A 13,620-nucleotide genomic window follows, 5' to 3' on the forward strand; every position below is an offset into this window, starting at 1 on the left:
TATTCGTGCGGCCGGCCCGGTGGGCGGGTGACCGTCACGTGCGCGACGTCGCCGTTGATTCTGAGATTGGAGATGTTCACCGGCCTGCGTTCGAGGGGGTCGATCGTGCTGTCATCGTTCGGGTCGTAATCCTCGTGTTCCCGGATCTGCCGGGCTTCGGACTCGCACAACAGGCTCAGCGTCTTCGGGGTGTTCATCGTGTCGACGGCTTCGGCGAAGCCGTTGATCGTCTTGCTGATCTTGTCGGAGTCGCTCATCCCGAACCCGAACACGAAATACAGCGTCGCGCACACCGCAACAATCAGGACCACCAGCACACCGGCGAGACCGGCCCACAACCCCTTCCGGGACCGCGGAGGCGGCGGCGGTCCGTACCAGCCAGGCCCAGGCGGCGGCATCATGCCCGGCGGTGGCCCTGACCATCCCGGTCCGGGAGGCGGAGGTGGTCCGAGTAGCCCGGGTGGAGGTGGAGAAGCTGGATTGCCGCCCTGATACGACCCCCCGACCGGTGGAGGCGTCTGTGGCGGTGGCATATACCCCGGGGGTGGAGGTTGCGGTCCGGACGGATGCGGCAGCGAATTCGTCAATCTAGCGCTCCAGACGTACAGCCATGAGTTGATCCAGCTCGTCAAAGAGCCGACCAAGCGTAAGCTCCACGCCGTTATTTCTGATAGCCTGTCCCACTTCCAAATCAGGCGATACGAACAGGTCCACATCCGAAGGAATGCCAGTCACCCTAACAAGGCGACGAGAATCGACAATATCGCAACAATCCCACGTAAACAGATTCTCCCAATCTGGAATTCCCTCGGGAAAGTCCATCCATTCAGCGAAAGTCATCATATATTGCGGAGGAGTCAACCCAAACGATTCACTGTCCTCAGCAGCAAATCCTGCATGTACCGTTCGCAGAAAGGTCTGCACGGAAGGGGGTAGTGCGTCGAAAAAAGGAGGATCGTTGTCGCCGAACGTAGTTGGACTGAAGCCAGTCCACACACCCAAATCGCCACCAATACATTCAAACGCATACATCATCCAAGGATGATCGTCGTCGGGAACATCAATCACGCGAACATCAATAAGTGCTTCCTCCTTCGCAGCCGCGAATCGCGGAAGCTGCCCAAGAAAATCAGCATTCCATTGGGCGAAAGCAGCTTGCTTGCGCTCCTCCGGGTCACCCGACGCCGCAACCACCTCCCACGACTCCGGAAGTCGCGAGGGGTCACCGGTAGACAGATCGTAGAAGGAGGGTACACCCCCGTCGTAGTTGGCAAAGACGGCTTCCAACTGCGCCTGATCGAACTCCTGCACTTCGCACACCTTCTCTCAGCTAAGACCGTTGGCCTCAATAAATCGATCGATTATCTCCTGTATCTGGATACGTATCGAATCCTGCAGCCGCTTGTACTTTCGCTGCCATTCCTCTTCTATCCCGGACATACGCTCGACATCACGCGAACCCTTCATTCTGTTCGTCGTTTGGTTTAGCCATGCAAGGTTCAATGGCGAATTCATAAGCCACCACTGTTGATCAATTGTCAACTTCGTGAAGCCGGGCATCTGCAGGACTTCGACCTTCGGAACGATATGGTCTGGACTGACCGCGGCCGTCCCCCTATTCGGTCCGATCTTGGCCTTAGTAGCGCCGAACGGCCTCCCTGTTGCCGGATTAATATCGGTTGGAGAAGGCTTTGGCTCGCCCTGCAACAGCATGTCTGAAGGATAAGGGTAGACGGGTGTCCTTGCTTCGCGGTCGTAGATGTCCCAGAGTTCACGAATTGGCGAATCGCTCGGGACATAGACATTTCCATTTGGTAGGCGAGGCATAGACTGAGTCGAGTACCCATTCCACTCCTTTGATAACCGATCCCTCGCAGCTTCCAACCTTCTTCTCGTAGCATCTGATAACGCAACGAGCGGCGGCCCATACGCCTCTAGCTTCCCGGCGGTGAAATTACATGTCGCCATGCGTCCTTTGGCGGCACTTATTTCGGCGTTGAGCGCTTCCTTTTCGCTGTTGAGCTGCCTGGCCCTCGCGTTATACAGATCGACTTGGGACTTGTCGTAAGTGTTTACACCGCTCCCGGCGGCATTATGAGTCGCGATCCGGCCGCGGAGTTCGGCGACCTTCTGTTGAAGCCTGTTGGTCTCGGCGGCCGGCGCAGCGCAGAGCTGCGGCTTCGCGCCAGTACCGGGCACGGCTTTGGGAGTCGGCACGGGAGCAGGAGCAGGAGCAGGGGCCGGAACAGGTGCAGGATCAGCCCAGGACGCCGACGTCCCGATCGCCGTCTGTCCGGTCACGAGACCGAAGATGACGGCCAGCGTCGTCACTAGCGCCAGGAACGTTCGTCGACGCCGTTCGTTGCGATCGGTCACAGTACGGGGTCGCTTTCACTCGGTGAGCAGGCTCGGCAAAGCATAGACTGCCATTCAGACACGCGCTGAACAGTAGACACAGTCACCCAGTGCGACCAGCGTCGGCTGCCCGGTCACGAGACCCACCATGCCGATCACTGCTACCAGCGCTGGGGGTAGCCGACGACACTTGCACCTTACGGTCGATCACGACCTGGCTCACTTGCGCGAAGCAGGCACCCTTCAGCACGAGGACTAAGCTGGAAGCGATGACTAGCACAGCCCCCTCCGAATCCGCGATCCGCGCGGCACTCAGCAAGGTCGACGACCCCGAGATCGGCAAACCCATCACCGATCTGGGGATGGTCAAGTCGATCGCCGTCGGCACCGACAACGCCGTCGAGGTCGTCGTGTACCTGACCACCTCCGGCTGTCCGATGCGCACCGAGATCAGCGACCGGGTGCGGACCGCGGTCGCCGACGTCCCCGGCGTCGGCGCCGTCAACGTCGATCTCGACGTCATGGACGACGAACAGCGCACCGAGTTGCGCAAGAAGCTGCGCGGCGACCGATCCGAGCCCGTCATTCCTTTCGCCCAGCCCGGATCGCTGACGCGGGTCTACGCGGTCGCCTCCGGCAAGGGCGGCGTCGGCAAGTCGAGCGTGACGGTCAACCTGGCGGCCGCGCTGGCCCAGCGAGGGCTGTCGGTCGGCGTCCTCGATGCCGACATCTACGGGCACTCGGTGCCGCGCATGCTGGGCAACGACGCCAAACCGACCCAGGTCGAGCAGATGATCATGCCGCCGATCGCGCACGGGGTGAAGTTCATCTCGATCGGCCAGTTCACCGACGGCAACACCCCGGTCACCTGGCGCGGGCCCATGCTGCACCGCGCCCTGCAGCAGTTCCTCGCCGACGTCTACTGGGGCGACCTGGACATCCTGCTGCTCGACCTTCCGCCCGGCACCGGCGACGTCGCGATCTCCATCGCCCAGCTCATCCCGGGCGCGGAAATCCTGGTCGTCACGACGCCGCAGCAGGCGGCCGCCGAAGTCGCCGAACGCGCCGGGGCGATCGCGCTGCAGACGCGGCAGAAGGTGCTCGGCGTCGTGGAGAACATGTCCTGGCTCGAGCTGCCCGACGGTACGCGCATGACGCCGTTCGGCGAGGGCGGAGGCGAACGCGTCGCCGAACGCCTCAGCCGGGCGATCGGTGCCGACGTCAAGCTCCTCGGCCAGGTTCCGCTGGAGACGTCGGTGCGCGAGGGCGGCGACGCGGGCGTCCCGGTCGTGCTGTCCGCACCGGACTCCCCCGCCGGATCGGCGTTGCGCGCCATCGCCGAAAAGCTCGCGGTGCAGCGTCGCGGACTGGCCGGGATGAGCCTGGGGATCGACACGACCCGCCACGGGTAGCGGCGAGGAATCAGCCGGATCTACGTGGCGTCCCAGTCGGTCACCGAATGCCGCTGACCGGACTTCGGCGCCATCGCAGGCAACTCCCGGCGCTCCGGCGCGGGGGGCTGCGGGGTCGGCGACGGCTCGGTCGTCTTCGGCTCGGGCAGTTCGGTGTAGGTCTTCGGGTCGAGAAGCGAGTCATCGCCACCCAGCAGGTGCTTCGCCACCAGGTTGCGGGGGTTCATCGACCGCAGTTCGTTGAGCTGGTTGAGCGGCTCGCGCAGATCGTCGAAATCCGATCCCATCTCTTTGCGCAGGTCGGCGGTCGCCCCGGTCGCGTAGTCACGGGCCTTGCGGATCCAGCTCATCATCGACGCGATGGCCCCGGGGAGGCGTTCCGGGCCGAGGATGATCAGGCCCGCGGCGATCAGCACCACGACCTCTCCCCAGCCCAGATTGGCGAACACGTCGCGCCCTAGTCGCCAGCCGGAACGATCGACCCGCGGAACGTGCGGCCGTCACGCCAATACGAGAAGTCGACCTTCTCCCCGACCTTCGTGCCGCGGACCGCGACGGCCAATTCGTCGGAGGACTCGATCGGGCGGCCGTTGAACTGGGTGATCACGTCTTTCTCGCGGATCCCCGCCCGTTCGGCCGGACTGCCCTCCACCACGTTGCGCACCTCAGCCCCCAGCACCCGCTGGTTGCGGACGGACACCGAGTTGAGGCCGATCTGCGGATGCACGATCTTGCCGTGCGCGATGATCGTCTGCGCGATCGGGCGGACCTGGTTGATCGGGATAGCGAAGCCCAGACCCATCGAGCCGCCACTGGTCGTCTGGATCATCGTGTTGATCCCGATCACCCGGGCCCGGGAATCGACCAACGGCCCACCGGAGTTGCCGGGGTTGATGGCCGCGTCGGTCTGAATGGCGTCGATCACCGCGTCGGTGGCACCGTCGTCGCCCGGGGGCAGCGACAGCGCGCGGTTGACCGCGCTGACGATGCCGCTGGTGACGGTGCGGTCCAGCCCGAGTGGCGAGCCGAAAGCGACGACATCCTCGCCGATCTGCAGCTTGTCCGAGTCGCCGAGGGCCGCGACGCTGATGTTGTTGACGTTGTCGACCTTGACGACGGCCAGGTCGCTCTTGGGGTCGCGGCCGACGATGCGCGCCGGCACGCGAGTGCGGTCGTAGAACACGACCTCCGTCGTCGCCCCCTTGTCGTCGGCGGCCATGGCCACCACGTGGTTGTTGGTGACGATGTAGCCGGACTTGTCGATGACCACGCCAGATCCGGTCCCCGAACCGCCCGATGTGCGCACGTCGATCGCGACGACGGCCTTCTCGACGGCGCGCACGACCCGCGCGACAGCGGACCGAGGTTCCTCGCCGCCCTTGTCGTCGTGTGCCGGCAACGTGACCGTCTCGCCGCGCGACGAAGAGTCCCCCGACGTGCCGAAAGCGACGACCAGACCACCGAGCAGGCCGATGACCAGCGCCAATGCGCCAAGGGTGAGGAGGGCCGGCCAGGCGATGCGCTGGCCGAGAAGCACTTCGCGAATTCCCAGCTTCGGCCCGGGATCGACCGGGTCGACGGATTCCGGGCGGGCTTTGGCCGGCGCCGCGAGATGTGCCTGGCTGTCCGGGTCGCGCCACGGGTCATCCGGGGTTTCGGGCTCCTCGACCTCGCCGTAGCGCGCGTCGGGGTCGCGCGAAAGACTCTCGGTCGCGTCGCTCGGGCGGCTGAAGGCCTCAGCGAGCACCGGGTCGGGCGCGGCGACGGTCGGCTGCGGCCGGTCGGGAGCCTCCGATGCCGCTGCGTCGAACGATCCACTCACCCCGGCGGGCCGGCCGAACACGGCCGTCGTCTGCGGCGAGATCGGGGCGTGTCGCGGCCCGGGCTTCGCCAGCGGGGCGCGCGGAGGGATCGGGGCGCCTCGGGCGGCCCACTCTTCGTTGGTCACTAACGGCCTCGTCGAAAGAATCCTCGCGGGCGCGACGATTCCTCGACACGCGCCGCGACCTGGTTGACATCGAACTCGCGGGTCGGGATGCGCGAGAGCTGCCCGAGCAGATCCATCGGCGCCGTGATCGCCGACCCGCTCTCCCGCAGTGCGGCGCGCGCGGCCGTCTGCGAATCGACAGCTGCGGCACACATGGCGCACAGCTTCAGGTGGGCGTCGGCGCGGGCCACCGCGGTACCGGCCAGCTCACCGTCGACGTAGGCCGCGACGGCCTCCGGCGACAAGTGTTCGGTCGACGCGAACGGACGACCGCCCTGCGTGCCGGGAGCCCGGTAGTCCTGATTCGGGCGTAGCGACGATGCCGCCGGGGTCCATCGACCCGGATCCAGAAAGTTCACCGCCGCTCCTACGCTGTTGGCCACCTGCTCTTTGCAGCTTATCCGAACCTACCAACGATTCTCCGCGCAGCGCGGTTCCCGGGGTCGGGCGAATGACGGCTCAGCGCGACAGTGCGCACTCCGCGCGATTGGCGACCAGGTAATCGCGGATGCTCTGGCGACCGCGGTGAATGCGGCTGCGGACCGTGCCCATCTTCACGCCCAGCGTCGTCGCGATCTCCTCGTAGGACAGTCCCTCGATGTCACAGAGGACGACGGCGGCGCGGAACTCCGGTGCGAGTTGGTCGAGCGCGGCCTGCAGGACGGGGTCAAGGTTGGCGTCGGCGTAGATCTGCTGCGGGTCGGGGTCGTCGCCGGGAACACGGTCGTAGTCCTCCGGCAGCGCTTCCATCCGGATCTTGGCGCGCCGGCGCACCATGTCGAGGAAGAGGTTGGTGGTGATCCGGTGCAGCCATCCTTCGAAGGTGCCCGGCTGGTAGGAGGACAGCGAGCGGAACACCCGGATGAAGGTCTCCTGGGTGAGGTCTTCGGCGTCGTGCTGGTTGCCCGAGAGCCGGTAGGCGAGTCGGTAAACACGGTCCGCGTGCTCGGCCACCAGCTCGTCCCATGACGGCATCAGGCTCGCGTCGCCGGTCGCGTCGAAACGCGCGGTGCCGGTGACGGCCTCGGTGGATTCAGATTGCTCGGTGGACCGGGTCGTCATGCGCTGTGCTCGTCCCCTTTCGCGGTCGGCTGGCTGGCAGCCGACTCGTTCACGGTCAACGCCACGGAGCCGAGCGGGTATTCCTCATCGGCATGGTGTCGACGTTTGTCTGCCCCTCACCCTTGCCGACCGGATTGTGGCGGCTGTATGAGCGGCCTGAGTGTTGGCTAAGGATCCGGGACGCTGGTGGCCTACCCTCATAGTCGTGACGGACAACACCTACGTCGAGTCGGCGATCGTCGAGGACGAGGCCCTGGTCGCCGCCCGGGGCCGCGCCCAGGAACTCGGCGCTCCGACCATCTCCCCCGCCGTCGGCGCGATGCTGGCGCTGCTGGCCCGCGCGGCGGGTGCAAAGTCGGTCGTCGAGGTGGGCACCGGCGTCGGAGTCTCGGGTCTGTGGTTGCTCGCCGGCATGGCCGACGACGGGGTCCTCACCACCATCGATCCCGAATCGGAGTATCAGCAGGCGGCGCGCGAAGCGTTCACCGCGGCGGACATCCCCGTCGGCCGGACCCGCCTCATCAACGGCTCGCCGACCGAGGTCCTGCCGCGTCTGGCCGATGCGAGTTACGAATTGGTCTTCCTCGACGGCGAGGTGCTCGATCACCCGCGCTACGTGACCGAGGCGATCCGCATCCTGCGGCCGGGCGGGGTGGTCGTCCTCCACCAAGCCGACGCGATGGATCCCAGCCACACCGGGCCGGTCGCCGACGCGGTGCGCGAGGCCGCGCTCGTCGTCGCCGACGACGACCGATTCCTGCCGGTGATCATCCCGCTGGGCACCGGTCTGCTGGCGGCGGCCAAGGCGCGCTGAGCGCCTCCGGCCGCGCTACACGTCGGTCGAGAACCGGATCCCGCCGTCGGGGATCTCCACCGCGGGCCACACCCGGGCACCGCGCAACAGTTCGCAATCGGCGCCGATGCTCGCCTTGTCGCCGATGACGGTGTCGCGCACCAGCGCGCGCCGGCCGATGCGCGCGCCACGGCCCACGATGCTCCGTTCAACGACGGCGCCCTCGTCGATGACCGCGTCGTCGAACACGACCGCCCCGTCGAGCCGCGCCCGCCGGCCGACCGTCGCTCCCGCGCCCACGACGGTTCCGCCGATCAGGACGGCGCCCGGTCCGACGGTGGCACCCTCCTGTACGAGGAACTCGCCGCAGCGGTCGCCGAGGGCCGGCGACGGTGCGATTCCCCGGACCAGATCGGCCGAACCGCGCACGAAGTCCTCCGGCGTCCCCATGTCCCGCCAGTAGGACTGGTCCACGTGCCCCTGCACGTGTCGCCCGCGCGCCAGCAGCTCGGGGAACACCTCGCGCTCGACCGACACCGGTCGTCCGGTCGGGATGGCCTCGATGACCTCGCGGCGGAAAACGTAGGTGCCGGCGTTGATCTGATCGGTCGGCGGGTCCTGAGTCTTCTCCAGGAACGCGGTGACGCGACCGTTCTCGTCGGTCGGCACGCAACCGAAGGCCCGGGGATCCCCCACTCGAACGAGGTGCAGGGTGACGTCGGCACCCGATTGGCGGTGGGTGGCCAGGACGTCGCCGACGTCGGTGCCGCCGAGGACGTCGCCGTTGAAGACGAGGATGTCGGGCGCGTGCAACTCCTCGAGCACGTTGCGGATTCCGCCTCCGGTGCCCAGCGGCTCCACCTCGGTGACGTAGCGCAGGTTCATTCCCAGCGACTCGCCGTCGCCGTAGTGCTCCTCGAAGACCTCGGCCTTGAACGAGGTGCCCAGCACGACGTCGTCGATCCCGGCCGCCTTGATCCGCGACAGCAGGTGGGTGAGAAACGGCTTACCCGCAGTCGGAAGCATCGGCTTGGGCGCCGACAGCGTCAGCGGGCGCAGCCGGGTGCCCTTCCCGCCGACGAGGATGACGGCCTGCACGTCCTTGGTCACTGGTGTCCTCCTAGGTCCGCGCCGTCGCCCGATCGCGCGGCCCGGTCGAGCTCGCGCCGCGCCAGGCGCACGGCGACCCGTGATCGTATCGCCAATCCCGCGCGCAGCCCCCATCGCAGCGGCGCGCGCAGCGGGCCGGGGTTACGGTCGGCCTGGAACTGGTAGGCGCTGCGATGGTGGGCCGGCAGCATGAGCTCGGGGTTCTTGCTGGCAGCGTGACCCTTGGTGTGCAGGATCTCGGCGCTGGGAACGAAGACGTTCTGCCAGCCGGCGCGACCCAGGCGATCGCCGAGGTCGACGTCCTCCATGTACATGAAGTAGCGCGAATCGAATCCGTCGACGGCGTCGAACGCCTCCCTGCGCAACAGCAAGCACGAGCCGGAGAGCCAGCCGACCGGACGTTCGGTGTCGGTGCGCTCCTCGTCGAGGTAGGCGCGGGTGAACGGGTTGTTCTTCCAGACGGCGCCCAGCAGCGCGTGCCCGGTGCCGGAGACCAGTTTGGGCACCTGCCGAGCCGACGGGTAGACCGAGCCGTCCGGTTCGCGGATCAGCGGACCGAGCGATCCGGCGCGCGGCCACCGGCGCGCGGCGGCGACCAGCTCGTCGAGCGAACCCGGTCCCCAGGCGACGTCCGGGTTGGCGACGACGACGAATTCGACCTCCGGGTCGATCTCGGCGACGGCGCGGTTGATCGCACCGCCGTAGCCGAGGTTGGCGCCGGTGTGGAGGAGGGTGACGCGCGGATAGTCGCGTTCGGCGGCTTCGGGGGCGCCGTCGGTCGAACCGTTGTCGGCGATGACCACCCGCGGATCGGCGTCGGTCGCCAGCGCGAGGGTGTCCAGGAACGACTTGACGTAGTCGCCTGATGAGTACGTCACCGTCACGACGGCGAGCTGATCAGTCACGCCGGACAGCCTAACGAACGAGGGCGGCCGACAGCGCATCGCGCCAATCGCGCAGCGGCGTGAGACCCGCGTCGGCCCATGATCGGGTCGAGAGCACCGAATACGCCGGACGCGGCGCCGGACGCGGGTAGTCGGCGGTGCTGCACGCCGAGACACGGTCGGGGTCGAGTCCGGTGGCAGCGAAGACGGCTTTCGCCAGCCCGCACCACGTAGTCTCGCCGGCATTGGTGGCGTGCAGGATCGCGCCGCGGCCCGTGTTGTTCTCGATCAGCTCCCACAGGCCACGGGCCAGGTCGACGGCGTAGGTGGGCGATCCGAGCTGGTCGTCGACGACGGTGAGGCGGTCGCGTTCGGCACCCAGGCGTCGCATGGTCGCGACGAAGTCGGAGTCGTCGCGGCCGCCCGTGTAGACCCACGCGGTGCGCACGATCGTCGCCGCCGGGTCGGCGGCGCGCACCCCGCGCTCACCGGCCAGCTTGGTGCGTCCGTAGACGCTGGGCGGCTCACCGGCGGTGTCGCCGGGCTCGTACGGCGTCGATCGGTCCGGTGACGCAGGCGCCGCCGGACCGTCGAAGACGTAGTCGGTGGACAGGTGTACCAGTCGGGCACCGGTCGCCGCGGTCACCGTCGCCAGGTTGACGGGTCCCGTCGCGTTCACCGCCGTCGCGGCCGATTCGTCGGACTCGGCATCGTCGACGCGGGTGTAGGCGGCGCAGTTGACGACGACATCTGCCTTGCCCATACGCCCGCCGGCCCACGCCTGCGCCGCGACTGCCGCGTCGTCGCTGATATCGAGATCCGACGATGACAGTCCGATGAACTCCACCTCGGCGGGAAGGGTGGACTGCAGCGCGCGGCCCACTTGGCCGCCGGCGCCGGTGACGAAAACACGCATGGCCCCATCTTCGCCGATGCGACTCTCTCGGCGTTGCGCTCCCCCGTTATCCCCAAATGCATCAGTAGAGTGATTTAGGAACACTGGTAACAGATGCCTCTGGAGAAACAAGGGAGAACGGGTCCGTCGTGGAGAGAACCACCCCGACACGTCGCGGTCAGCGCCGCCCTGCGCCCGATGCCCAGCCGCGTCGCGCTCCCAACGACGAGCAGCGCGCCCGCCGGGCCCCGGAGCCCGAACAGCGCGAGGGCCGTCCACGGCGCCCGCAGCGCGCCCCGGCCCCCGAACGCCGCCCAGCACCCCAGCGCGTTCCCGGCCGCAAGGGGCGCCCGACCCGCACGTCATCCGGCGAAATCCACACCGGAGAGCCCCAGCGGGCCAAGCCCGCCAAGAAGCAGCAGCAGCAGGCGAAACCCGTCAGGAAGCCGCAACAGGCGAAGCCGACCAAGGCGTCGCGACCGGCGACGCCGGAATCCGCACCCAGCGCGGCCGAGACACCACCGCCGCCGAAACCGCCGATGCAGTGGCGGAACATCCTCGGAGGAGCCGGTGGTCGCCGGCGAGCGCATCGGGTCGGACAGGTCATCGTCGCCCTTGTCTCGGTCGCCTCGCTGGCGTTGGGCGCGTACAGCTGGCGCTCGGCGTCCGAAGTGACCGGCTCCATCACCCAGCTCGCCGGATTGAACCTCGGTGGCGGCCAGGACGGTGCCGTCGACCTCTTGCTCGTCGGCACCGACTCCCGCACCGACGCCAAGGGCGTGCCCCTCACCCGCCGTGAGCTGCGCTGGCTCCGGTCCGGCGACGAGACCTCGACCAACACCGACACGATCCTGCTCATCCGGATACCGAACAACGGCTCGTCGGCGACCGCGATCTCCATCCCCCGCGACGCCTACGTCGACGTGCCCGGGATCGGCATGAGCAAGATCAACGCCGCTTACGGCGCCACCAAGGAGAAGGTGCGGCGGAGCGCGGTCGAGGCCGGCGGCAATCCGGACAAGGCCGAGCGCGACGGCACGCAGGCCGGGCGCAAGGCGCTTATCGACACGGTCGCCAAGCTGACCGGAGTCGAAGTCGACCACTACGCCGAGGTCGGTCTGCTCGGCTTCGCACTCCTCACCAACGCGGTGGGCGGCGTCGAAGTCTGCCTCAAGAACCCGGTGCGGGAACGCTATTCGGGCGCCAAGTTCCGCAAAGGACGCCAAGTCCTCAACGGCCCCAAGGCGCTGAGCTTCGTCCGTCAGCGTCACGGCCTGCCGCGCGGCGACCTCGACCGCATCACGCGCCAGCAGGTGTTCATGGCCTCGCTCGCACAGAAGATGCTGTCGGCCAGAGTGCTCGCCGACCCGAAGACGATGGACAAGCTTCAGGTCGCGATCTCCCGTTCGGTGATCATCGACGACAACTGGGACATCCTGGCCTTCGCCGAGAAGCTGCGCGACCTCTCCGGCGGAAAGGTCCGGTTCGCCACGATCCCGATCGTGACCGAGGAGGGCTGGAGCGAGGAAGGGCAGTCCATCGTCAAGATCGATCCCCAAGCCGTCCACGAGTTCACCGACGAGTTGCTGACCGGCGACGAGCCGAAGAAGCGCCAGGGCAAAGAGGCCTACACCATCGACGTCGTCAACGCCGGCACGATCGACGGGCTGGCCGCGAACGTCTCCAACGTCCTGACGGCCAAGGGATATCGCACCGGCAAGACGTCGACGAAGCCGCTCAACGAACGCGACTCGATCATCTTCGCCCACGACGCCGACGACTCGACGGTCAAGCAGTTGTCCTCGGCCCTGGGCGGTGTGGCCATCCGCGCCGATCAAAGCCTGCCCGAGCGCCAGGTCCGCGTCGTGCTCACCAACACCTACTACGGGCCGGGCTCCATCATGGACACCGGACCGCAGCCGGATGCCCAGCGCGTCGCCGACGCCAAGCGCCAGAAGGCCGAACGCGTGGGTTCCGCTGGCGCCCCGATCACCGCGTCGGCACGCGGACCGATGTGTGTGAACTGATCGGCGACAATATTCATCCGCTCCAGGGCGGTTCGTGGACATATCGTCCCCGCACGCCCGTGTAGCGGAAGAAATTTGCCGCCCCTACTCTGACGTCGTGGCCTCGATAACCGACGCGGTCCTGTCCGCGACTCCCGACCCGACTCGCCCGATGCTGACCTTTTACGACGACGGCACCGGCGAGCGCACCGAGCTCTCCGCGCTCACGCTGGGAAACTGGGCGGCGAAGACGGCCAACTTCTTCCGCGACGAGCTGGGCCTGATGCCCGGCGACGCCGTTGTGGTCGATCTGCCCGAGCACTGGCAGACCGCGGCCATCCTGCTCGGTGCCTGGTGGGCCGGTGCGGCGGTGGAACTACCCGGCGGGTCGGGCGACGTCGTTGTCACCACCGCCGACCGGCTCGACGAGCACCCCGACGCGAGCGAGACGATCGTCGCGTCGCTCGATCCGTTCGGGATGGGCGTTCCCGGTCTGCCCGTCGGGGTGCTCGACTACGGCCCGTCCGTGCGCATCCACAGCGACAACTTCGCCCCCGGCGCCGACGCCGGCCCCTCCCTGGGTGACCGGTCAGCACTCCAGGTCCTCGATGCCGCACAGGCCACCGCCACCGCGGCCGGCATCGCCAGCGGATCGCGTGTGCTCAGCACGCGGAGCTGGCGCGACGCGGACGGGATCGTCGAGAACCTGGTGGCGCCGCTGGCGGTCGGCGCGAGCCTGATCGCCGTCGCGAATCCCGACGAGGAGAAGCTCGCCGCGCGAGCCGAGACCGAACGCGCCACCGTCACTCTGCGCTGATGCCGCGACCGGCGACGTAATCCCGCAAGTGCCGCACGCCGCCCCTTGCTGAGACCTTTCAGTGGATGCTCGACAGCACCGCCACGATCACGCCCAGGACGGTGAGCACGGCGACGGCCGCCGCCATGGCGATTGCCAGACGGCGACGTCGACGACTTGCCGCGCTGACGCCGACACCCAGACAGACGAGGATCGCGGCGGCATAGATCGTGACTCCGAAGGTGAGGGCGGCGGGATCCCACGATGACGCGAGCGGCAAGGTACTCATAGCGCGCTCGATCGTATCGACCCCCGCCGAG

Annotated in this window: 15 protein-coding genes; 4 read left to right on the forward strand and 11 right to left on the reverse strand. The window is 67.5% G+C overall.

Translation table 11 applies throughout. From position 1 onward, the window contains the following. From GOARA_RS20870 to GOARA_RS19640, 3 genes are all read right to left on the reverse strand, one after another. Window positions 1-533, reverse strand: a 533-nt coding sequence (locus GOARA_RS20870) for an Rv0361 family membrane protein (protein WP_444542542.1), incomplete at its 3' end; no start/stop codon positions are given. Window positions 534-588: 55 nt separating this feature from the next. Further along, window positions 589-1,311 (reverse strand): hypothetical protein, encoded by a 723-nt coding sequence (locus GOARA_RS02935; protein WP_007320798.1) that lies wholly within the window; start codon window positions 1,309-1,311, stop codon window positions 589-591. 15 nt (window positions 1,312-1,326) lie between these two features. Continuing rightward, window positions 1,327-2,376: a hypothetical protein gene (locus GOARA_RS19640; RefSeq protein WP_007320799.1), complete on the reverse strand. Its 1,050-nt coding sequence runs from the start codon at window positions 2,374-2,376 to the stop codon at window positions 1,327-1,329. A gap of 248 nt (window positions 2,377-2,624) precedes the next feature. Here GOARA_RS19640 and GOARA_RS02945 point away from each other — a divergent pair, with 248 nt between their 5' ends. Continuing rightward, the gene (locus GOARA_RS02945) at window positions 2,625-3,767 is read left to right on the forward strand and encodes an Mrp/NBP35 family ATP-binding protein (protein ID WP_007320800.1); all 1,143 of its coding nucleotides are present in this window, start codon (window positions 2,625-2,627) and stop codon (window positions 3,765-3,767) included. A gap of 20 nt (window positions 3,768-3,787) precedes the next feature. Here the strand turns inward: GOARA_RS02945 and tatB are convergent, their stop codons facing one another. The 4 genes from tatB to sigE form a co-directional block, all read right to left on the reverse strand. Further along, entirely contained in the window at window positions 3,788-4,216 is a 429-nt protein-coding gene (gene tatB / locus GOARA_RS02950; protein ID WP_007320801.1) for a Sec-independent protein translocase protein TatB, read from the reverse strand. Window positions 4,217-4,224: 8 nt separating this feature from the next. Continuing rightward, window positions 4,225-5,715, reverse strand: coding sequence for a S1C family serine protease (locus GOARA_RS02955; protein ID WP_007320802.1), 1,491 nt, complete (start codon window positions 5,713-5,715; stop codon window positions 4,225-4,227). Then, the gene (locus GOARA_RS02960) at window positions 5,715-6,113 is read right to left on the reverse strand and encodes a zf-HC2 domain-containing protein (RefSeq protein WP_007320803.1); all 399 of its coding nucleotides are present in this window, start codon (window positions 6,111-6,113) and stop codon (window positions 5,715-5,717) included. Before GOARA_RS02960 ends, GOARA_RS02955 begins: the two co-directional genes overlap by 1 nt. Before the next feature lie 100 nt (window positions 6,114-6,213). Beyond that, window positions 6,214-6,816 (reverse strand): RNA polymerase sigma factor SigE, encoded by a 603-nt coding sequence (gene sigE, locus GOARA_RS02965; protein WP_007320804.1) that lies wholly within the window; start codon window positions 6,814-6,816, stop codon window positions 6,214-6,216. Window positions 6,817-7,021: 205 nt separating this feature from the next. Here sigE and GOARA_RS02970 point away from each other — a divergent pair, with 205 nt between their 5' ends. Further along, window positions 7,022-7,630 (forward strand): O-methyltransferase, encoded by a 609-nt coding sequence (locus tag GOARA_RS02970; RefSeq protein WP_245548338.1) that lies wholly within the window; start codon window positions 7,022-7,024, stop codon window positions 7,628-7,630. Between the two features lie 15 nt (window positions 7,631-7,645). Here GOARA_RS02970 and manB read toward each other — a convergent pair whose 3' ends face one another. Genes manB through rfbD form a run of 3 tightly spaced genes read right to left on the reverse strand, consistent with a single transcriptional unit; the run spans window position 7,646 to window position 10,519 of the window. Further along, window positions 7,646-8,719: a mannose-1-phosphate guanylyltransferase gene (gene manB / locus GOARA_RS02975; RefSeq protein ID WP_007320806.1), complete on the reverse strand. Its 1,074-nt coding sequence runs from the start codon at window positions 8,717-8,719 to the stop codon at window positions 7,646-7,648. Continuing rightward, window positions 8,716-9,624 (reverse strand): glycosyltransferase family 2 protein, encoded by a 909-nt coding sequence (locus GOARA_RS02980; protein ID WP_007320807.1) that lies wholly within the window; start codon window positions 9,622-9,624, stop codon window positions 8,716-8,718. The genes manB and GOARA_RS02980 overlap by 4 nt, the downstream gene beginning before the upstream one ends. 10 nt (window positions 9,625-9,634) lie before the next feature. Further along, window positions 9,635-10,519: a dTDP-4-dehydrorhamnose reductase gene (rfbD, locus tag GOARA_RS02985; protein ID WP_040521557.1), complete on the reverse strand. Its 885-nt coding sequence runs from the start codon at window positions 10,517-10,519 to the stop codon at window positions 9,635-9,637. Between the two features lie 128 nt (window positions 10,520-10,647). Here rfbD and GOARA_RS02990 point away from each other — a divergent pair, with 128 nt between their 5' ends. Next, a complete protein-coding gene (locus tag GOARA_RS02990; protein ID WP_007320809.1) occupies window positions 10,648-12,525 on the forward strand; it encodes an LCP family protein in 1,878 nt (625 codons plus the stop codon). Window positions 12,526-12,622: 97 nt separating this feature from the next. Beyond that, window positions 12,623-13,321 carry a TIGR03089 family protein gene (locus GOARA_RS02995; RefSeq protein WP_007320810.1) on the forward strand — a complete coding sequence of 233 codons (699 nt, stop codon included), beginning with the start codon at window positions 12,623-12,625 and terminating at the stop codon, window positions 13,319-13,321. A gap of 58 nt (window positions 13,322-13,379) precedes the next feature. On the opposite strand, the gene GOARA_RS03000 is transcribed toward GOARA_RS02995, so the two are convergent. Further along, window positions 13,380-13,589, reverse strand: coding sequence for a hypothetical protein (locus GOARA_RS03000; RefSeq protein ID WP_007320811.1), 210 nt, complete (start codon window positions 13,587-13,589; stop codon window positions 13,380-13,382). Window positions 13,590-13,620: the final 31 nt, after the last annotated feature.

The organism is Gordonia araii NBRC 100433, assembly GCF_000241265.1.
Lineage (GTDB): Bacteria > Actinomycetota > Actinomycetes > Mycobacteriales > Mycobacteriaceae > Gordonia > Gordonia araii.

Excerpts from the sequence above, each read along its gene's own strand:
- GOARA_RS02945 (WP_007320800.1), top strand. The coding sequence starts at position 2,625 with ATGACTAGCACAGCCCCCTCCGAATCCGCGATCCGCGCGGCACTCAGC.
- sigE (WP_007320804.1), bottom strand. The coding sequence starts at position 6,816 with ATGACGACCCGGTCCACCGAGCAATCTGAATCCACCGAGGCCGTCACC.
- rfbD (WP_040521557.1), bottom strand. The coding sequence starts at position 10,519 with ATGCGTGTTTTCGTCACCGGCGCCGGCGGCCAAGTGGGCCGCGCGCTG.
- GOARA_RS03000 (WP_007320811.1), bottom strand. The coding sequence starts at position 13,589 with ATGAGTACCTTGCCGCTCGCGTCATCGTGGGATCCCGCCGCCCTCACC.